Annotated in this window: 17 protein-coding genes; 16 read left to right on the top strand and 1 reads right to left on the bottom strand. The window is 47.1% G+C overall.

Annotation, left to right across the window (positions count from 1 at the left end):
- Window positions 1–8 precede the first annotated feature (8 nt).
- The gene (locus tag ABR189_RS11655; RefSeq protein ID WP_354660667.1) at window positions 9–1,397 is read left to right on the top strand and encodes a beta-helix domain-containing protein; all 1,389 of its coding nucleotides are present in this window, start codon (window positions 9–11) and stop codon (window positions 1,395–1,397) included.
- A gap of 115 nt (window positions 1,398–1,512) precedes the next feature.
- On the top strand, window positions 1,513–2,334 hold the full coding sequence (locus ABR189_RS11650; protein WP_354660666.1) for a hypothetical protein: 822 nt from the start codon (window positions 1,513–1,515) through the stop codon (window positions 2,332–2,334).
- 361 nt (window positions 2,335–2,695) lie between these two features.
- Here the strand turns inward: ABR189_RS11650 and ABR189_RS11645 are convergent, their stop codons facing one another.
- Window positions 2,696–3,673 carry an acyl-ACP desaturase gene (locus tag ABR189_RS11645; protein WP_354660665.1) on the bottom strand — a complete coding sequence of 326 codons (978 nt, stop codon included), beginning with the start codon at window positions 3,671–3,673 and terminating at the stop codon, window positions 2,696–2,698.
- A 245-nt stretch (window positions 3,674–3,918) separates the two neighbouring features.
- Here ABR189_RS11645 and ABR189_RS11640 point away from each other — a divergent pair, with 245 nt between their 5' ends.
- From ABR189_RS11640 to ABR189_RS11575, 14 genes are all read left to right on the top strand, one after another.
- Window positions 3,919–4,173: a phosphopantetheine-binding protein gene (locus tag ABR189_RS11640; RefSeq protein WP_354660664.1), complete on the top strand. Its 255-nt coding sequence runs from the start codon at window positions 3,919–3,921 to the stop codon at window positions 4,171–4,173.
- Between the two features lie 86 nt (window positions 4,174–4,259).
- Window positions 4,260–5,978 (top strand): phytoene desaturase family protein, encoded by a 1,719-nt coding sequence (locus ABR189_RS11635; protein WP_354660663.1) that lies wholly within the window; start codon window positions 4,260–4,262, stop codon window positions 5,976–5,978.
- 28 nt (window positions 5,979–6,006) lie between these two features.
- Window positions 6,007–6,450 carry a hypothetical protein gene (locus ABR189_RS11630; protein WP_354660662.1) on the top strand — a complete coding sequence of 148 codons (444 nt, stop codon included), beginning with the start codon at window positions 6,007–6,009 and terminating at the stop codon, window positions 6,448–6,450.
- 231 nt (window positions 6,451–6,681) lie between these two features.
- A complete protein-coding gene (eat, locus tag ABR189_RS11625) occupies window positions 6,682–7,998 on the top strand; it encodes an ethanolamine permease (protein WP_354660661.1) in 1,317 nt (438 codons plus the stop codon).
- Complete coding sequence (locus tag ABR189_RS11620) at window positions 7,995–9,353, top strand: glutamine synthetase family protein (protein WP_354660660.1); 1,359 nt, start codon at window positions 7,995–7,997, stop codon at window positions 9,351–9,353. The genes eat and ABR189_RS11620 overlap by 4 nt, the downstream gene beginning before the upstream one ends.
- Window positions 9,354–9,374: 21 nt before the next feature.
- On the top strand, window positions 9,375–10,523 hold the full coding sequence (locus ABR189_RS11615; RefSeq protein ID WP_354660659.1) for an iron-containing alcohol dehydrogenase: 1,149 nt from the start codon (window positions 9,375–9,377) through the stop codon (window positions 10,521–10,523).
- A 32-nt stretch (window positions 10,524–10,555) separates the two neighbouring features.
- Window positions 10,556–11,260 carry a gamma-glutamyl-gamma-aminobutyrate hydrolase family protein gene (locus ABR189_RS11610; protein ID WP_354660658.1) on the top strand — a complete coding sequence of 235 codons (705 nt, stop codon included), beginning with the start codon at window positions 10,556–10,558 and terminating at the stop codon, window positions 11,258–11,260.
- Between the two features lie 15 nt (window positions 11,261–11,275).
- On the top strand, window positions 11,276–12,640 hold the full coding sequence (locus ABR189_RS11605) for an aldehyde dehydrogenase family protein (protein WP_354660657.1): 1,365 nt from the start codon (window positions 11,276–11,278) through the stop codon (window positions 12,638–12,640).
- A gap of 165 nt (window positions 12,641–12,805) precedes the next feature.
- On the top strand, window positions 12,806–13,357 hold the full coding sequence (locus ABR189_RS11600) for a YceI family protein (protein WP_354660656.1): 552 nt from the start codon (window positions 12,806–12,808) through the stop codon (window positions 13,355–13,357).
- A gap of 111 nt (window positions 13,358–13,468) precedes the next feature.
- Window positions 13,469–14,329, top strand: a complete 861-nt coding sequence (locus tag ABR189_RS11595; RefSeq protein ID WP_354660655.1) for a UbiA family prenyltransferase — start codon at window positions 13,469–13,471, stop codon at window positions 14,327–14,329.
- On the top strand, window positions 14,322–15,413 hold the full coding sequence (locus tag ABR189_RS11590; RefSeq protein WP_354660654.1) for a type III polyketide synthase: 1,092 nt from the start codon (window positions 14,322–14,324) through the stop codon (window positions 15,411–15,413). The genes ABR189_RS11595 and ABR189_RS11590 overlap by 8 nt, the downstream gene beginning before the upstream one ends.
- On the top strand, window positions 15,410–16,111 hold the full coding sequence (locus ABR189_RS11585; protein ID WP_354660653.1) for a methyltransferase domain-containing protein: 702 nt from the start codon (window positions 15,410–15,412) through the stop codon (window positions 16,109–16,111). Before ABR189_RS11590 ends, ABR189_RS11585 begins: the two co-directional genes overlap by 4 nt.
- Window positions 16,108–17,247, top strand: a complete 1,140-nt coding sequence (locus ABR189_RS11580; protein WP_354660652.1) for an NAD(P)/FAD-dependent oxidoreductase — start codon at window positions 16,108–16,110, stop codon at window positions 17,245–17,247. The genes ABR189_RS11585 and ABR189_RS11580 overlap by 4 nt, the downstream gene beginning before the upstream one ends.
- 173 nt (window positions 17,248–17,420) lie before the next feature.
- Complete coding sequence (locus ABR189_RS11575) at window positions 17,421–20,174, top strand: DUF1553 domain-containing protein (RefSeq protein WP_354660651.1); 2,754 nt, start codon at window positions 17,421–17,423, stop codon at window positions 20,172–20,174.
- Window positions 20,175–20,314: the final 140 nt, after the last annotated feature.

Genomic DNA, 20,314 nt, shown 5'->3' with positions numbered 1-20,314 from the left:
GTTTAACCATGAAAACAAAAGTTGTTTATGCCGTTGCTTTAGCTGTAATAGCTTTAGGAGCTTGTAAAAAAGACACACAGCCTGTTGCTGAGCGTCCACTGGATGCTGCCACCATTATATTACCCAATGGTGGTACATTGCCTAATGTAGTAAATGCAGGTGATATCCTTCAATTGAATGCAGGGGGCACCTATATTCTTGACGGAAAATGTTATATAGACAGCCTGGCCAAAATTGTAATTGGTAAGGGCGCTACTATTAAAGGAGTGAAAAAAGGTACGCCTCAGGCGGCTTCTGCACTGATCGTCTGCCGTGGTGGTATGATCGATGCAAAAGGAGATTCTATCAGCCCTATTGTATTTACCTCCAACGAACTGAGCAAGGCTTCAGGCGATTGGGGTGGTATTGTTGTCCTGGGCAAAAGTACCGTTAACAAAGTGAATCCCGCTATTGAAGGCGTTGATCTGCCTTCATTGCCTGTTGGGATTGACAATGTAAATTATGGTGGTAATACACCTGCCGATTCTTCCGGCCGCCTGGAATATATAAAGATCCTGTTTGCAGGCGCTTCCATTTCCCCTAACAATGAATTGAATGGTCTTACTCTGGGTGGGGTAGGCAGCCGTACTTCTGTTCATCACATCTATGTTTATGCAGGTGCGGATGATGCTTTTGAATTTTTTGGCGGTACCGTAAATGCCAGCTATCTCATTGCACATTCTCCTAATGATGACTGCTTTGATTTTGATTTCGGGTACACCGGAAAGATCCAGTATGCATTATCTATTCTGAAAACAAATGCTAATGTATTTAATGCAGATGCAAATGGGATCGAATCAGATAATGATAACCCGCCATCTTCCGATATTCCTTTTACCCGTCCGGTTATTTCCAACATGACGATTATCGGTGGCAGCACCGCTGCAGTAACCGGCAGCCTGCATGGCAACCGTTGGAGAAGGAATTCTACTTTACAAATGCGTAACAGCATCGTAATGGGATATGGTACTTCCAGTCTGGCAGGTGTTGTTTTCGAAACCGGTGCAGTAAATACCAATTTCCAGAAAAACCTGGTGCATTCTTTTGGTGCGATCTCCAACACAGTGCTGAATGCCAACAACAACCAGTACATCACTGGTGCTACTGCTAATGACAGCATGCGTTTGAGAGCGCCATTTGGTAACTGGGATGTAGATCCGGCTACTGGCCTTACTACTTCTTTCACCTTCGATGCCCGTCCGGTAAGAACCGGTATTCCTGCGGCACTGTCGCCGGCCAGACAAGGTGCAGACTTTACCGTAGTACCATTCACTACCGGATTTGACATCGTTACGTACAGAGGTGCATTTGATCCAACCTTGCCAACTGCTGCCGGCTGGACCAAATTTGCCTTGTAAGCGTACCTGCTTATTTGTTACTATCTGATTTATATGAAAAAGGTGCAATGATCTTATAACAGGCAGCCGGTATCATACCGGTTGCCTGTTTATAAAACCAAAAACGAACGTTACCATGAGGCGTATTGCTTTACACAGATTTACATGGACAGGATGGCTGTCTGTAGGGTGCATCATACTTGCGGGCCTGTTGGCCTGTAATAAGGAAGGAACGCTTGTGGCGGCTCCGGATGTTACCATTTTAGGGATCACCTTTAACTCGGCCAAAGCCAATATGCAATATTCGGCCTGGCTGGATGGGGTAAAAATTGCTGATAGTGTAAGCACCGGCAGGCGGATTGATAAAACAATCATCCGGAGTGCCGCTGCTCAGCATATTGCGGTAAAGGGCCTTGATGGCACTACTATCATCGATACCACACTCAACTTTGCAAAACCTGCTGCAGAATATATATACCTGGACCTGGATGCTTCGGCCACAGGAACAGGAAAATCACAGCTGATCGAAGCGGGTGGTGCCACCAGCACTATCCATCCCGATAGCTGCCGCCTGGCCGTGGTGATTAACCTGCCCAGGATTACCGAACCGGTAGATATTGTGCTGTACCAATACGATCTGGCAATGGATACCATTAGCCAGACGCCTGCTTTCACTTTCCATAAAGTAGTGCCCAACCAGTTAAGTGGGTTTGGGACCCTGTTGTATAACTCCGCCAGCGTGGGGTATGCCATGTTGGTGCGCTACAGCCGGAATGGAGAACTGGTACCGGGAATCTTAAACAATACCGGCTTATACAATGACCCCGACCGCTACCTGAATGCCTATATCACCCCCTGCGCCCAGCACAATACCGGCGTGAAAACCAATGTAACCTCGATTGTGAGGCTGCTGGAAGACAGCGATTACTTTTTTACCGGTTGTGTAACGGTCCTGTAGCCGTTCCCGCCACATATACAAAGGCGTTACCTGCTGGTTACCAGTAGGTAACGCCTTTGTTGCTTTTGGGGTGACAGTATCATAAACCCAGAATACTACCTTCTTAAAGGCCAGATAAAGCCAGGATAAAGCCTATCTTTTTAAGTAGGTCTTATCTGGGGTTTATATAGGCTTCATATAGGCTTTATATAGGCTTTATCTATAAGGAAAGGTAGTGCCAGCAAGGGGTTAATGGTATGTTTGAATGCAAGTTGCCCACTGGGAGAGGGTTAACGGTTACAAGGAGGGAGGTGTTTGGGGCATAAAAAAAGGGCCAGCCTGTCAGGCCAGCCCATTTATTATAAAAACGGTTGATCAGTTATCACAATATCCAGCTGAATTTATATTCCAGGGAAGGCACCGGCATCCTGGAAGCTATTCTGGTGAGGCGATCAGGCAGCCTCATCAGATAGTCCCGGGCCTTTTCGCCTGTTTCGTCCAGGTTGCCCATTGTTTCCAGTTGCCAGTCTTTGAGCAGGGTTTTTAAGATATCTACATAGTCGATAGCCGTATACACACCTAAACGCTGTGCCGCATTGGAGAAATGGTCAAAAGTGGAGCCTTTGGCTTCCCCTGTTTCCCGGAGGAAGTGGGCAGGCATTACGATCTTCTTTTTCATCATATCTTCAAAAGCGATCATAGCTTCGTTAGGATCCACTTCAAAGATGTGGGAAACGAAGTCCTTGTATGCCTTGGCATGACGGGCTTCATCCGATGCAATGGTAGCGCACATCCTGGAAAGCAGTAAATCCCCGCTTTTTTTGGCCATGGAGGCTACCCGGCGATGGGATATATTGGTGGCCAGCTCCTGGAAGCTGGTATAAATAAAGTTACGGTAAGGGTCCCGGTCGGTACCGATGTCAAATCCATCTGCGATCAGGTATTGGGTAGAAGTTTGCATAGCCCGCATATTAACGCGGCCGGATAAATATAAATAGGTATTTAATGCATCCCCGTGACGGTTTTCTTCAGCGGTCCAGAAGCGGATCCATTTCATCCATCCCCCTTCTTCATCTTTAGAAACACCTTCTACCATCGCCAACCAGGATTCATAGGTAGGTAAGGCTTCTTCTGTTATGGTGTCGCCGATCAGTACGGCATAAAGATCATAAGGCAGTTCCCGCGCATTCCCCTGTAATTCTCTTACTGCTTCAAAAAAGTTATCATGGCTGGCATCTGGTAACAGATCAGCTGGTTGCCAATTGGTTTCAATTGGTTTCAAATAAACATGCATTTTTTCAAGCATATATTTTTCTATATGCTTCATCACCTCCCTGCGGGCATTGTAGTTAATATTCATCAAAGTCCTGAATTTGGCAATACAAAGTTAAGATCATGTGTGGATACCGGTACTATTTTATTTAAGAATTGATAAAAGATTACTAATATTGATGTATATCTATTTGATTATTAAATTTTTAATAACTTTTTAGAAATTTATTCAAAACGCGGACCTGCTTAAAAACTGCCGGTTACCGGATAAGTAACAATATCTTCTTAACTTCACCCCTTAACGGGTAAAATTCAACCTATATCTCGTCACACATGATGGATGTTGCTGCAATTATACAAACAACGAATGACTTCCTGGTTGCCGAATTTGAGGCAAACCCGGCGGAGCTGACCCCTGATGCAGATATGAAGGCTACACTGGAGCTGGATAGCCTCGATTATATCGACCTGGTGGTAGCGGTGGAAGCGCATTTCGGTTTTAAGGTAAAACCGGAAGACTTTCAGCATATTATTACTTTCCAGCACTTTTATGACTATGTAGCTGCCCGTGCCAGGCAGTTGGTGTGATACCCTTCCCCCACTTAAAAAGGCGTTAGCAGGCCCCCGATTCCAAATATTCTTCTGTAAATTGATTAATGCGATTAGCGTGCTATATGAAAAAACTGGACTTAAAACCGTATTATGATGTTACCATTATAGGTGCCGGCGTGGGAGGATTAACGGCAGCAGCTTTACTAAGTAAAGCAGGATTTTCTGTTTGTGTACTGGAAAAAGAGCCTCATGTGGGCGGTTATCTGGCTGGTTTCAGAAGGAAGCATTTCCGTTTTGACACGGCTATCCACTGGCTTAATCAATGTGCACCCAAAGGACTGGTAGGTAAATTATTTGATATCCTGGGTACGGACCATCCGCAGGCCGTGCCTCAAAAACGAATCCGGCTATATAAAGGGAAGGATTTTGAGTACCTGCTTACCAATAATCCGGATGAATGGAAGGCGGAGCTGATCGCTGCATTCCCTCATGAGAAAAAGGGGCTGGAAAGATTTTTCAGGTCGGCCAAAAGATTGGGGAGATCATTTGATAACTTCAGCAGCGTATTCCGCTCGGAAGAAACGATGACCTTCCTGGAACGGTTGAAGAACAAGTTCCGGCTACTCGAATTTGCCCTCCCTTTTATTCCCTATATTACATATACCGGTGAAAAAGGATTGCACAAAGGGCTTAATAGTTTTTTTAAAGACGAAGGACTGCATAAAATATTTGAAGCAGAAACAGAATTGTTATCCTGTCTGGTACCCATTGGCTGGGCCTATTATGGCGATTTTCAGAGTCCGCCAAAAGGAGGGGGGCAGGTGATCCCCGAATGGTTGCAGCACGTGGTGGAGTACTATGATAATGCTGTTTATTTCAAATGTAATGTCACAGAAATTCTGATGGAGCGCAACACCTGTACAGGGGTAGCCTTTGAACGGCACGGTACGATCCATAATGTGAACAGCAAGTATGTGATCGCGGCCTGTGATGTAGAAACGCTCTATGAGAAAATGCTGCCGGAATATGCTGTACCGGCAAAGCTGAAAAAGAAATTAAAACATGCTGAGCTGTATAGCTCCTCCGTTACCATTTCGGTAGCGCTGGACTGTCCGGCGGAAGCATTGGGATTTAATGAGGAGCTGGTACATCTGGCCGGAGAAAATGTACATCATGGGGCTGTCAGTACCGGAGATCCGTTGCGCAGTGAAATCAGTATACTGGCCCCTTCGGTGAGGGATAAGTCGCTGGCACCGGAAGGGCATGGCACCCTTACCTTGTTTATGCCTGCTTTTATGGATTATAAAGATAACTGGCATACAGAAAAAGATGAGCAGGGAAATTATATCCGGGGAGAAAAATACAAGACACTTAAAAATGAGATTGCGGAGATCATGATCCGCAGGGTAGAAGAAAAGGTAGCACCGGGATTACGGTCGCACATCCTTTTTTATGATGTAGCTACACCGGTTACCCATTGGCGTTATACCGGCAACCGGGATGGTACCATGATGGGCGCCAAGCCGGGCAAAGCCAATATGCAGCATAAAGTAGCGCATTACCAGACACCGGTTAAAAACCTTATCCTGGGAGGGCATTGGGCAGAGCTGGGTGGTGGGGTACCTATTGCCGTGAAAGCTGGCTCTAATGCCTCGTTACTGATCTTTAAACAGGAAAATAAAAAAGCTTTTCGTACACTGGCAAAATATATGGATGGCAAAATAGATAAGGATACCTTGTTGCAGGCCGGGTGTTTCAAACCGTATGATAATTCCTGGGTGCAGGTGGCTACCCCGGCGCAGAGACATGCCGGCCGTATGGCTGAAAAAGAAGATTCTTAGTATGTTTTAACCTGTAAATGTTTTTGTTATGGCAAAAGCCGTTGTAAAAAAAACAGCAAAGAAGGCCGACATCAAGTACAGTGATAAGTCGGCCGGACAGGACGTGCTCCTCCCCATATTTGACCGCCTGAAACAGCTCCTGGGTGGTTTTGCCAAAGATGGGTTGGTGGTTACCGGTGACAGTGGCGGCCAATATCATATAGGCAGTACCCGGGAGATCATCATAGACGGTAAAAAAAGGGAGGGCATTTTTTTTGCTTCCGCAATGGTGCAGAAAGGCTATGTAGGATTTTATTATATGCCCGTATATACAGATCCCGCTATGAAACCACAACTACCGGAAAGTTTGCTAAAGCTGCTCAAGGGTAAATCCTGCTTTCATATCAAAAAGGCAGATGAAGCTATCTATCAGCAGATTGAAGCTGCGCTGGCTACAGGGGTGAGCCTGTATAAAAAGAAAGGCTGGCTGTAGCGCAATTGTCTTTTTTTTGTAAAGCTTATGGAGGAGGTAATCACTCCCGTATGTACCTATGTGAAAATGCTATGTGTTTATTGCAGCCCCGTCCCTTATTTTTGATCCGATGTAATTCAAATGATGCTATCGTCATGTATACCATGCGGAGAAAATATCTGATTTATTTTCTTATATTACTGATCAACCAGCACGTCTGATTTTTATGTTTCTTCATTTATAGTTTTACCTATGGACAATAACGGTCTAAAAAAGACACTTACGCCATTTGCATTGTGGGCGTTGGGGGTGGGATATGTTATTTCAGGAATGTATTTTGGATGGAATCTCGGATTGGAAAAAGGTGGTACACTAGGCATGGCCGTAGCTACTATCGTGATCATGGTGATGTATGTGATGTTTTCTTTCAGTTATGCAGAGCTGGCTTGCGCCATTCCCAAAGCAGGAGGGGTATTTGATTATGCCGGCAAGGCCCTGGGCAAAGAGCTGGCATTTATTTCCGGGATAGCACAAACAGTGGAATTTATTTTTGCTCCTCCGGCCATTGCCTTTGCTATCGGGGCTTATTTCAACGCATTTTATCCCGACATCCCTATCCTGGCCAGTGCTATGGTGGCCTATTTTATTTTTACGTTACTGAATGTATTAGGGGTGAAGCTGGCAGCTTCCTTCGAGATCATTGTAACCGTGCTGGCAGTGGGCGAACTGCTTTTATTTGCAGGGATTACGGCCCCGCATTTTCATGCACCCAACCTGACCCAGAATGCTCTGCCTAATGGCTGGCAGGGGATGTTTGCCGCCATTCCGTTTGCCATCTGGTTTTTCCTGGGTATTGAAGGGGTGGCCAACGTGGCCGAAGAAACGAAAAATCCCCAGCGCGATATCCTCAAAGGTTTTGGCTCCGCTATTTTTACCCTTGTGATCCTCTGTGTGCTGGTGTTTACCTTTTCGGTAGGCGTGGGAGGATGGGAAGCCATCGTATATAAAAATGGAGTAAGCGGAGAAACCTCTGATTCGCCCTTGCCTTTGGCATTGGCCAGGATCACAGGGGATAACCATGTGATGTATCACCTGCTGATCACAGTAGGATTATTTGGGCTGGTAGCTTCTTTCCACGGGTTGATCCTGGCGGCAGGCCGTTCTACCTATGAAATGGGTAAGGTAAAGAACCTGCCCGGCATCTTCGGAAAGATCTCTCCCCGGTTTCAGACCCCTGCCAACGCCCTGATCGGTAATATGGTCATCGGAGTATTGGCGTTGCTTTCCGGCCGCACTTCCGAAATTATTACGTTATCTGTTTTCGGCGCATTGACCCTGTATGTAATATCTATGATATCCCTGATCATATTACGGCGTAAACAACCGGATATGAACCGCCCTTTCCGGGTACCTTTTTATCCGTTATTTCCAATTGTAGTACTGGTGATCGCTACGGTATCCCTGCTGGCTATGTTTGTATATAACCTTAAATTAGGGCTCATTTACATTGGCATCCTGGCGCTTTCCTATTGCTTATTCAAAATCTTTAAAGCTAAAACCGTTGTATGACAACTGAGGAAATACTTAACTACGTTAAACAACATCCTTCCGGAAAAGTAAAAGTAGCCGTGACAGACCTGGATGGTGTGTTAAGAGGTAAATATATTGCGGTAGACAAATTCCTGTCTATCACCGAAGGTAAAATGGGTTTCTGTGATGTGGTATTTGGATGGGATATGAATGATGCCGCTTATGACAATGTAAAATTTACCGGCTGGCATTCGGGATACCCGGATGCAGGCGTGAAACTGGACCTGCGCACTTTCCGCAAAATACCCTGGGAAAATGACGTGCCATTTTTCCTGGGTGAATTTGTAGACCCGCAGGAAGCCCCCGCAGCAGTATGCCCGCGTCAGTTATTGCAAAAAGTATTGCGGGATAGTGAGCAGCTGGGGTATAAACCCTGCTTTGCGCAGGAGTTTGAGTGGTTCAACTTTGCAGAAACACCGGACAGCATTCACGCAAAAGATTTTAAGAACATGACCGCACTTACACCGGGCATGTTCGGATATTCCATTTTACGGTCCACCCTGAAGGGAGATTTTATGACGGACCTGTTTGACCTCTTAAAACGTTTTGATGTGCCGCTGGAAGGGCTGCACACTGAAACAGGCCCCGGCGTATATGAGGCCGCTATTGTACATACGGATATCCTGATGGCAGCCGACAGGGCGGTGCTGTTTAAAACCGCGGTTAAGGAAATTGCTTACCGGCATGGGGTGATGGCTACTTTTATGGCCAAGTGGAATGAGTCGCTCCCGGGTTGCGGGGGGCATGTACACCAGAGCCTGTGGGATAGTGCCGGTAATGAAAATGTATTTTATGATGCGAAACATCCGCAGTACATGAGTGAAGTGATGCAGCAGTATGTAGCCGGACAGCTGTATTGCCTGCCACATATCCTGCCCATGTATGCCCCGGTAATCAATAGTTATAAAAGACTGGTAGAAGGAGCCTGGGCACCTACTACCCTCACCTGGGGGATAGACAACCGTACGGTAGCCCTGCGGGTGCTGGCCGGTGGTAAAAAATCCACCCGCCTGGAAACCAGGGTGATCGGTGCTGATACCAACCCTTACCTGGCGATGGCTGCCTGCCTGGCATCGGGTCTGTATGGTATCCGTCATCAGCTGAAACTGGAGCAGCCGGCCACTACCGGCAACGGCTATAGGGATTATTCCTATGGCACCCTGCCCCGTAACCTGGATGAAGCTACCCGCCAGATGAAAAATTCTCCGGTGGCCAAAGAATTATTTGGTGATACTTTTGTAGAACATTTTGCCCTTACCCGGGAATGGGAATGGAAACAATACGCAAAAGCAGTCACCGACTGGGAACTGAAAAGATATTTTGAGATCATTTAGAACGACGTTAAAAACTACCATATGTTCGGAGATAAAATATACCAGTATAATTTCCCCACTACCATACGTTTTGGGGCTGGGGTGGTAAAGGAACTGCCTGCCTACCTGAAAGCCAATAACTTAAAACATCCTTTGCTGGTAACAGATCCTACCATTGCGGGACTGCCTTTCTTTAAAGCCATTGTGAACGACCTCAATCAACAGCAGATCCATGCGGAGGTGTTTTCAGATACACATAAAAACCCGGTGAAATCGGATGTATATAAAGGTACAGAAGTATGGGACCATACTAACCGGGATTGTATCATTGGCATTGGCGGCGGTGCTGCCATCGATATTGCCCGGGCAATTGTACTGCGGGTAAATCACCGGGAAGACCTTTTTAAATATGACGACCTGGTAGGAGGGGATGTATATGTGACCAATGATGTACCGCATTTTGTAGCGATACCTACTACCGCAGGAACCGGTAGTGAGGTAGGACGCAGTGCCATCATTGCAGACGATGACACCCATCAGAAGAAAATACTGTTCTCTCCCAAGCTGATGGTGAAGATCGTATTTGCAGATCCTCTGCTTACTATGGACCTGCCTGCTGCTATTACCGCAGCTACAGGCATGGATGCTTTAACGCATAACATGGAGGCATTCATTGCCAAAAATCCACATCCGCTTTGTGAAGGTATTGCACTGGAAGGTATCTATCTGATTAAGAACTCCCTGCAAAAAGCGGTATTGCAGCCCGACCTGGAATCGCGGAGCAATATGCTGATGGCTTCCATGATGGGAGCAATTGCTTTTCAGAAGGGGTTGGGGGTAGTGCATTCCCTGGCACATCCCTTGTCGTCCCTGCTGGATACCCATCACGGACTGGCCAATGCGGTCAACATTCCCTATGGAATGGAATTTAATATCGCAGGATTTGAAGACAAGTTCAGGCGTATTGCCCGCACACTGGAACTACGGGAAGAAACCGGCAGTGCTGTGGTACAATACCTGTTTGAGTTGAATGCCAGCATTCATATTCCTGCAAAACTGCGGGATATCGGCGTAAAAGAAACACATATTGACACCTTATCAGATCTGGCTATTGCCGACTTTGCACATCCTAATAATCCGAAACCGGTAAGCAGGGAAGATTTTAAACAGTTATACCTGAAAGCGCTGTAAAGCAAGTATCTTTCGTAATAAAATTTATTCCCGTGGCGGAACAATTAGTAATAGGTGTAACAGATTGCAGCAAATACCAGATCTACCATAACTGGGTGCAGTCTTTTGCTCCTTCCTGTAAGATCATAAAATTAGGCGCGGACGAAGGTAACAAAGATGCCGTAAAGCAGTGCAGTGGTATTGTATTTACCGGCGGAGAAGATGTACATCCGCGGTTTTATAACAAACCGGAATATCTTCCTTACTGCTACCCGGACGATATCAACGAAAAGCGGGATGAATTTGAGCTGGCGCTATTGCAATATACTCAGGACCAGCAGGTACCGGTATTAGGTATCTGCCGGGGTTTGCAACTGGCCAATGTTTTTTTCGGCGGTACCCTTATCCCGGACATTCCCACCTGGGGGCGCTTTAATCATGGCAAGCTGACAGATGGGGCAGACCGCTATCACCCCGTATCCATAGATCCTGACTCCTGGTTATGCAGCCTATTAGCAAATACTGTGGGGGGAGATATCAACAGCAATCATCACCAAAGTGCCGATAGCATAGGTAAGGGCCTGGTGGTAAATGCCTTATCGCCTGATGGGGTAGTAGAAGGCCTTGAACGGATACATGCTGCAGGAGCACCTTTTCTGGGATTGGTACAATGGCATCCGGAAAGGATCAACAAGCCGGAAAACCCGTTCCGGAAACACCTGGGTACCGCCTTCTTAAAAGCCTTAAAGCAATTATAACATAAAACATTGACGATGGAAATCATAAATCCTGCTACCGGGACAGTCATCCAAACGGTAGCTGAAGATGGAAAAGCAGGTCTGGATGCGAAGCTGGCAGTATTAAAAGCCGCGCAGCCAGCCTGGGCAGCATTACCCCTGACACAGCGGGTAGACATCCTCCGGCAGTTCAGTGAACTACTGGAAAGTGAAAAAAATACGCTGGCCGCCACCCTGACGGCAGAAATGGGCAAGCCCCTGCAACAGGCGGTGAATGAAATAAATGGAGCCCGTACCCGTATCAAGTGGTTGCTGGAAAATGCTGCAAAATACCTGGCGGAAGAGATGATGAGTGATGGTGCCGGTATGCAGGAGAAAATAACCTACGAGCCTTTAGGTGTGATCTGTAATATTTCTGCCTGGAACTATCCTTACCTGGTAGGAGTTAACGTATTTGTACCGGCATTGATGGCGGGGAATGCAGTAATGTACAAACCGTCTGAATATACTACGCTGACGGGCCTGCATATAGAAAAGCTGCTGAAGCAGGCAGGGGTGCCGGAAGGGGTATTCCAGGTAGCTGTTGGCAGGAAGGAAACCGGCGAAATACTGCTGGATCTGGGATTTGATGGGTATTTCTTTACCGGCTCGTATAAAACCGGCAAACATATCTATGAAAGGGTAGCTGCTAAAATGGTACCCTGCCAGCTGGAGCTGGGAGGTAAGGACCCTATATACATTGCAGATGATATTGCGGATGTAAAAGCGGTAGCCGCCGGAACGGCAGACGGTGCTTTTTACAACAATGGCCAGAGCTGTTGTGCGGTAGAAAGGATCTATGTACAGGAGGGGGTTTATTATGCGTATATCGCCGAGTTTGTGAAAGAGGTGCAGTCCTGGAAGATGGGTAGCCCATCCGAGGCGGGCGTATACCTGGGGCCTGTGACCCGGAAGGAACAGCTGGAAGAACTGGAAAAACAGGTGCAGGACGCACTGGACAAAGGTGCTACCTTGCTTACCGGTGGAAAAAGAGTACCGGGGGAAGGCTATTATTTTGAACCTACTGTTATTACAGGTGTAACACCTGATATGCGTTTGATGCGGGAAGAAAGTTTTGGGCCTGTTATTGGTATTATGAAAGTAAGCAGCGACGCAGAGGCTTTAAAACAAATGCAGGATACGGAGTATGGGCTTACCGCAGGTGTATTTTCCGCCAGCCGGGACAGGGCTACTGCGATGTTATCGCAGATAGATGCCGGCACTGGTTACTGGAACTGCTGCGATCGTGTAAGCGCCGCCGTTCCCTGGAGCGGCAGGAAACACTCCGGCATAGGCGCCACACTTTCCCACCAGGGTATCCGCGCTTTTACAAGACCGAAGGCATGGCATTTGAGGGGATAGCTTTTTTTAGCTATTAGCTGTTAGCACTTAGCCTTTAGCTTCCTGTGGTTTGTTGCAGACCATTTTAGCTAAAGGCTAATAGCTTTAACATAACATAAGCAGCTAATAGCTAAAAGCTAACAGCTAAAAGCTTACCTTTAGGTGGCACCCTACGTGCGTCATGTTATGTTGCGAGCAATCTTATGGATAAGCATTTTACTGTCACCATTCAGCCGGCTGCTGGCTCAACAGTATATACCGGTGGATGAAGGTTCCTCCGTTCAGTTTAGAATTGTCAATCACCTGGTATTTACCACCACCGTCAATGGTTATTTAAAAGGGCTTAAAGGGACGATCCGGTTTAACCCGGAAGAACCCAAAGCAGCATTGTTTGATGTATCCGTAGCCGTGAATACGATCAGTACCGGCATTAATATGCGGGATAAGGACCTGAAAAAAGAAAAATACTTTAACGCGGAGCAATACCCTGTCATCCATTTACGCAGCAATAGTGTTACTGCTACAGATAAAAAAGGTGTCTACCATTTATCTGCCGCTTTGACCATCAGGGGCATTACTAAAAATATTTCTTTCCCTTTTACAGCTACACCTGTCAATGGTGGTTATCTTTTTAAAGGTACCTTTCAGATAAAACGGCTTGACTTTAATGTAGGCACCGATAATGCGATAGAGGACCAGCTGACCGTTATGCTGGAAGTAACTGCCAGAAAGCAATAAGCAACCATTATGAGAGAAGGGCCGTATTGATACCACTATCTGCCTATGCCTGCCGTACTGTATAAGTGCCTGCAAGTGGACATGTATTTTTCAAATTAAATATTCCCGGTATTGTTAAAAGCATCCACCATACAACTGTTAAGGTTCCCTTTTTCCTGGCTGTTATTACCTGTTTATCTTTTTGCATTATCCATGGCCGGCCAGGTGAACTGGTGGTATGCTTTGGGGAGTTTTATTCTCATACACCTGTTGCTGTATCCTGCCAGTAATGGGTACAACAGCTATATGGACCGTGACGAAGGCAGTATTGGCGGCGTAAAAGACCCCATGGCGCCTACCAGGGAGCTATATGTGGTAAGTGGCCTTATGGATATCGCCGGAGCAGTACTGGCATTGACCATTAGCATGAACTTTGCCTTATGCTATGTTATTTATATTATTTTTTCCCGGCTTTACAGCTACCGGGGTGTACGGCTAAAGCAGTATCCCCTGACCGGTTACCTGACGGTGGTATTGAACCAGGGCGCACTTGTTTTTTATATGGTCTATGTGAATGTAAGCAAAACGGGGGAGGCTGTACCCTGGCAGGGATTGGTGATCAGCACCTTGCTGATAGGCGCTTTTTACCCCATCACACAGATCTACCAGCATGATCAGGACCGGAAAGATGGCGTTACCACGATCAGTTACCGGCTGGGGGTAAGAGGTACTTTTCTGTATTGTGGCAGTTTGTATCTGGCAGCATTTGCACTGCTGGCCATTTATCTTCATCATGCAGGGCACTTCGGGTATTTTATTATTTTGCAGGTATGGTATCTGCCGGTGATCGTGTTGTTTCTGAGATGGGCATGGCAGTGCTGGCAGGATAAAAGTGCCGCTGATTTTCAGCGTACCATGCGGATGAACTGGGTAGCAGCTACCTGTACCAATATGGCATTTATTTCAGTAATTATATACAAACATTTTGGCTAAAATCATATCTATAGCAACAGCAGTGCCTTCCCATAAACATGAGCAGCAACAGATCCTGCAGTTCATGGAACAGGCTTATGGTATCAATGAGGAAGAAAAACGGGTATTAAGGTACCTGTACCGGCATAGCGGCATAGATACCCGTTATTCCGTGATACCTGATTATACGCTTCCTATGGATAACTGGACATTCTATCCCAAAACGGATAACCTGGAACCCTTTCCCGGAATTGAGCAAAGAATGCAGCTCTTCCGGCAAGCGGCGCCTGTATTGTCTAAGGAGGCAGCCAATAAATGCCTGGAAGGTTATTTACCCAAAGAAGCGGTGACACACCTGATCACGGTAACCTGCACCGGTTTGAGTGCCCCCGGCCTGGAAATGCAGCTGATGGACCTGATGGACCTGAATCCTGCCATCGACCGGAGTGCAGTGAATTTTATGGGTTGTTATGCCGCCGTACATGGTTTAAAGCAGGCGGCCGCTATTGTAGCTGCACATCCCGATGCCAATGTGTTACTGGTCTGTACAGAACTGTGCACACTTCATTTTCAAAAGGATTATACACCGGATGCGGTGATGGCACCCTTGTTATTTGGAGATGGTGCTGCTGCCGTATTGATTACCGGAGATCATCATAACCTGCCGGGATTACAATTGCATAGCTTTTATGCAGAGGTGTTAAGAAGTGCCAGGCAGGCCATGAGCTGGGAACTAGGCACACATGGGTTTAATATGACGCTTTCCGGGTATGTACCTGAACTGATCCGGGAAGATTTTGGCCCCCTGCACCTACGGGCATTGCAGCAGGCGGGGTTGTCGAAAGCAGAAATATTGTTCTGGTGCATACATCCTGGTGGTACCCGCATACTGGAAGCACTCGGGCATTGCCTTTCACTTTCCAGGGAGGATATGGCCGCCTCTTACCAGGTACTGAAGCAGTATGGTAATATGTCTTCTGCCACCTTGCTGTTTGTGTTGCGGGAAATGTGGGATACCCTTTTATCTTACAAGGGCGCACCGGTTTTTGGGGCCGCTTTTGGCCCCGGGCTTACCATGGAAAGTATGATAATGAAAGTAGTATGAGCTTACGCCAACGGTCATATGAAAAAGAGCTGCTGGATGATCCGGATGTTCCTTTTAAGGATATCGTGGTGAATATGCAGGAACTGAACAAGGTGAATACTTTGTTGGGCGGGCATGCTGTTACCCGCAGGGGATTGTCGTACCTGCTGGAAAAAGCCGCTGTAAATGGTATCGTTACCATTGCTGAAATTGGTTGCGGGGGAGGAGATAACCTCTTTGCCATCCAGCGGTTTTTGCAGCAGAAAAAGATTCCCTTTCAGCTGATAGGGGTGGATATGAAACCCGCCTGTATCACCTTTGCCAGGCAGGCATATGGAGCTACAATGAAAGCTACCTGGATTTGCAGTGACTACCGGGAGGTGCAATGGGATATACCGCCGGATATTGTTTACTCCTCTTTGTTTTGTCACCATTTTACGGATGAAGAGCTGGTAGCACAACTGCAATGGTTATATCAAAACAGCCGGATCGGGTTTTTCATCAATGACCTGCACCGGCATCCCGTAGCTTATCAGGCAATCCGTCTGTTAACCCGCTGTTTTTCTAAGTCTTATCTGGTGAAGCATGACGCTCCTTTATCCGTAAAGCGTGGTTTTGTAAAGCGCGACTGGACCAGGTTATTAGCGCAGGCACAGGTTACTCCCGCTATGATCAGCTGGCAGTGGGCATTCCGTTATCTTATTTGTGTGAAAAAATGAATAGTGCAACTGATTATGATGTGATTATCATCGGTGGTGGCCTCGCAGGGCTGGCGCTGGCCATACAGTTGCATCAACTACCCTGCAGGGTGCTGGTGATAGAAAAGGACGCCTATCCCCGTCATAAGGTATGTGGGGAGTATGTCAGTATGGAAAGCAAGCCCTTCCTGGAACGGCTGGGATTGCCATTGGATGGTATGGCGCTGCCCCGGATTGCGCAGCTGGAGGTAACAGATATCAAAGGGCACACATTACATACTTCACTGTCACCGGGCGGCTTTGGTATCAGCCGGTATAAGCTGGATGCTGCCCTGGCAGGTATTGCTATGGATGCCGGTATACCGGTGCTGACCAAAACGAAGGCCGACCATGTACTGTTTATCAATGACCACTTCCGGGTGCAAACGCAGCAGGAGCAATATACCGCAAAAGTGGTATGTGGTGCCTGGGGAAAGCGCAGCAATATAGATATCAGGTCGGAAAGGGATTTTGTCCTGGCACAGAAAAAATCCCTTAACAACTATATGGGGATTAAGTATCACATTGAATATCCCTGGCCTTCCTCCCTGATAGCCCTGCATAACTTCCGGGATGGTTATTGTGGTATCTCCAATATTGAAGAGGGGAAATCGTGTTTATGTTATCTGACCCGCGCAGGTAATCTGCAGCAGTCCGGTAATGATATTAAAAGGATGGAGCACGATATCCTGATGCAGAACCCGCATCTGAAAAAGATTTTTACGGAAGCCACTTTTTTATGGCAGCAGCCATTAGCCATTTCACAGATCAGTTTTCAGCAGAAAGAGCAGGTATGGGATCATGTGTTGTTATTGGGAGATGCCGCAGGACTGATCACCCCGTTATGCGGTAATGGGATGAGTATGGCTTTTCATGCCTCAAAATTGGCTTTCCTGGCTATTCAGGACTTTTTATCACACCGCATTTCCCGGGACGCCCTGGAAAGCCGCTATACAACTGCCTGGAAAAAGCAGTTCGGTACCAGGTTGGCGGCAGGCCGTCTTCTCCAGGCCAATTTTGGCCAAAATCAGGTCACCTCTCTGTTGCTCCGTACCCTGAAAACCTTTTCTTTTCTGCAAAAACCCTTGATCAGGGCAACTTCCGGCCGGCCTTTCTGATACCTTTGGCCGGTGTGCAATGATATATTGACCACCTTTAGTGTTATTTTAACGATTTGACTGATTTGGCACTCCGCTCATAATTTAATTGGAAAAAAAATGAGGTAATTGTGTAGTTTTCAATGATGAATCCTCCCTGCAGGACGCATCAGTGAACAAAACGATAACCCGTTATGAACGCAACCAGAATTGTAATTGCTTTAGCATTAGCTGTGCCTGTTTTGTATGTGGCATTACCCGGATGCCAATCCGGACGTAAAGTAGATTACAGTGCAGATGTAAAGCCCATTTTAAATAAACATTGTATTTCCTGTCATGGTGGCGTTAAGCAAAGTGGCGGATTCAGCGTATTGTTCCGTGAAGAAGCCCTGGGCGTCACAAAATCAGGGAAGCCCGCCATTATTCCGGGGGATGCCGCCGGCAGTGAATTTATAAAACGCTTACACAGTAAGGATCCCGAAGAAAGGATGCCTTACAAACATGCCCCTTTGAGCAAGGAAGAAATTGATGTGCTGACGCGGTGGGTAGAGCAGGGGGCAGCATGGGGTAAACACTGGGCGTATGAACCACCCCGGGATGTACCTGTACCCGCAAAATCTTCTTCCTGGGCCGGTTTGTTCGGTGGCAGCGATGAAAAGCAATGGGCGAAAAATGATATTGATTATTTTATTCTGGATAAACTAAAGCAAGAAAGTCTGGAGCCTTCTGCAGAGGCAGACAAAATCACTTTATTGCGCCGGGTAAGCCTGGACCTGACAGGCCTGCCGCCTACTACGGAAATGGTGCAACGGTTTTTAGCAGACAACAGTGCCAACGCCTATGAGAAAATTGTGGATACCCTGCTGGCATCCCCCCGTTACGGAGAGCGCTGGGGTGCGATGTGGCTGGACCTGGCCCGCTATTCGGATACCAAAGGGTATGAAAAAGACCAGAGTCGCCGGATGTGGAGATACCGGGATTGGGTGATCAATGCCTTTAACAGGGATATGCCATTTGACCAGTTTACCATAGAGCAACTGGCGGGTGATTTGTTGCCCGACCCCACGGATGACCAACTGATAGCTACGGCCTTTCACCGCAATACGATGAACAATGATGAAGGTGGCACTGATGATGAAGAGTTCCGTACGGCTACCGTGATAGACCGGGTGGGTACTACCTGGGATGTATGGCAGAGCACCACTTTTGCCTGTGTGCAGTGCCATAGCCATCCATACGATCCGATTAAGTTTGAAGACTATTATAAATCTATCGCCTTTTTTAACAATACCCGGGATGAAGATGTACCGGGAGAGCATCCGGTGTTACGATTTTATAACGAAGTGCAAAAGAAAGAGGTAGATGAGATCGCTGCCTGGATGAAGCAGCAGGGAATAGACCAGCCTGCGCAGAAAGCAGCATTAGGCTTTTTGAAAACCCTGGAGCCTAAAATTCATCCTCATAGCTGTGACCAGTTCCAGAATGGAGAGCTGGCCGACGGGAAATGGCTGAGTGTTAACAATAATGGCAGCTGCCGGTTGAAACAAATCCGGCTGGACGGTGTAACGGATATGATCATCAACTACTGGACCGGCAATGCCGGCGGCAGTATAGAAATCCGGCTGGATAGTGTGAAAGGAAATGTCCTGGCCAGGCAGGCACTTCCTGTTACAAAAGGAACCCAGGCGATGGCCATTCCATTGCAGGCTACTGCAGGCAAACATGATCTGTTTTTCATTTTCCGGAATGCTTCGCTGGCGCCGGCACAAGGGGTATGTGGCATAGAATGGCTCACCTTCAGAGGCAGTCTCCCTGGTAAAGGCTTACCAGGTTATAAGGAAGTAGACGAAAAATATATGCAGCTGGTAAATACCTGGGTGGATGGAGTGCCGGTGATGGTAGAAAATACACCTGACCAGTTCCGTACCACGCAGATCTTCGAACGGGGTAACTGGCTGGTAAAAGGTGATACCGTAACGCCGGGTGTACCGGAAGCATTCAACCCCTTTCCTAAGAACGCACCTAAGAACCGCCTGGGGTTTGCACAATGGCTGGTGAGTAAGGATAATCCACTCACCGCCCGCGTAATGGTAAACCGTTTTTGGGAGCAGTTGTTCGGAATAGGCATCGTAGAAACCATTGAAGATTTTGGTTCTCAGGGATTTGCGCCTTCGCATCCGGAGCTGCTGGACTGGCTGGCTTACCGGTATATGAATACGCACCACTGGAGCAGCAAAAAACTGCTGAAAGATATGGTGATGAGTGCTACCTATCGCCAGGATGCACGGGCTACCAAAGCATTGACAGACAAGGATCCTGCCAACCGTTTGCTGGCACGGGGACCGCGTTTCCGCCTTACTGCCGAACAGGTACGGGATCAGGCATTGGCCGTATGCGGATTACTGAGCAGCAAAATGGGAGGCCCTGGGGTAATGCCCTGGCAGCCGGATGGGGTATGGCAAAGTGTATACAGCGGAGAAGAATGGAAAACCAGCGAAGGAGAAGACCGTTACCGCAGAGCTATTTATACTTTCCTGAAGCGTACCAGCCCGTATCCATCCTTCATCACCTTTGATGGTTCCAGCAGGGAAGTATGCCTGCAGCGCCGTATCCGGACCAACACGCCATTACAGGCATTATCTACACTCAATGACCCGGTATTTATGGAAGCAGCCAGGCATCTGGCAGATGTGATGGTAAAGAAAGGAGGCAAGGATGCAGCTGTGTGTATCAGGGAAGGGTATAAAGCAGCCTTGTTTACAGATATATCTGCCGCCAAGCTGCAGGTATTGGAAAAGCTTTACCAGGATGCCTACAAGCGTTATGGCGCACAACCGGAAGCCGCTAAGAAATTACTGCAGGGCGAAACAGCGCTGCCACACAATGCGGCACTGGTAATGGTGGCAAATGCTATTATGAACCTGGATGAATTTTTGTCGAAAAGCTGATCAAAACAGCTTTTAGCTATTAGCAGTTAGCTCTTAGCTAAGTAAAACAAATAACCAACAGCTCAAGAATATAACATAATAGACAACAGCAAAAAACAAAACACAATAGCTAATAGCCAACAGCTAACAGCTAAAAGCTC

The sequence above is a fragment of the Chitinophaga sp. H8 genome (genome assembly GCF_040567655.1).
In the GTDB taxonomy this organism is placed as follows: Bacteria; Bacteroidota; Bacteroidia; order Chitinophagales; family Chitinophagaceae; genus Chitinophaga; species Chitinophaga defluvii.
This window is presented reverse-complemented; position numbering and strand designations above follow the sequence as displayed.

Excerpts from the sequence above, each read along its gene's own strand:
- ABR189_RS11655 (WP_354660667.1), top strand. The coding sequence starts at position 9 with ATGAAAACAAAAGTTGTTTATGCCGTTGCTTTAGCTGTAATAGCTTTA.
- ABR189_RS11650 (WP_354660666.1), top strand. The coding sequence starts at position 1,513 with ATGAGGCGTATTGCTTTACACAGATTTACATGGACAGGATGGCTGTCT.
- ABR189_RS11645 (WP_354660665.1), bottom strand. The coding sequence starts at position 3,673 with ATGAATATTAACTACAATGCCCGCAGGGAGGTGATGAAGCATATAGAA.
- ABR189_RS11640 (WP_354660664.1), top strand. The coding sequence starts at position 3,919 with ATGATGGATGTTGCTGCAATTATACAAACAACGAATGACTTCCTGGTT.
- ABR189_RS11635 (WP_354660663.1), top strand. The coding sequence starts at position 4,260 with ATGAAAAAACTGGACTTAAAACCGTATTATGATGTTACCATTATAGGT.
- ABR189_RS11630 (WP_354660662.1), top strand. The coding sequence starts at position 6,007 with ATGGCAAAAGCCGTTGTAAAAAAAACAGCAAAGAAGGCCGACATCAAG.
- eat (WP_354660661.1), top strand. The coding sequence starts at position 6,682 with ATGGACAATAACGGTCTAAAAAAGACACTTACGCCATTTGCATTGTGG.
- ABR189_RS11620 (WP_354660660.1), top strand. The coding sequence starts at position 7,995 with ATGACAACTGAGGAAATACTTAACTACGTTAAACAACATCCTTCCGGA.
- ABR189_RS11615 (WP_354660659.1), top strand. The coding sequence starts at position 9,375 with ATGTTCGGAGATAAAATATACCAGTATAATTTCCCCACTACCATACGT.
- ABR189_RS11605 (WP_354660657.1), top strand. The coding sequence starts at position 11,276 with ATGGAAATCATAAATCCTGCTACCGGGACAGTCATCCAAACGGTAGCT.
- ABR189_RS11600 (WP_354660656.1), top strand. The coding sequence starts at position 12,806 with ATGTTGCGAGCAATCTTATGGATAAGCATTTTACTGTCACCATTCAGC.
- ABR189_RS11585 (WP_354660653.1), top strand. The coding sequence starts at position 15,410 with ATGAGCTTACGCCAACGGTCATATGAAAAAGAGCTGCTGGATGATCCG.
- ABR189_RS11580 (WP_354660652.1), top strand. The coding sequence starts at position 16,108 with ATGAATAGTGCAACTGATTATGATGTGATTATCATCGGTGGTGGCCTC.
- ABR189_RS11575 (WP_354660651.1), top strand. The coding sequence starts at position 17,421 with ATGAACGCAACCAGAATTGTAATTGCTTTAGCATTAGCTGTGCCTGTT.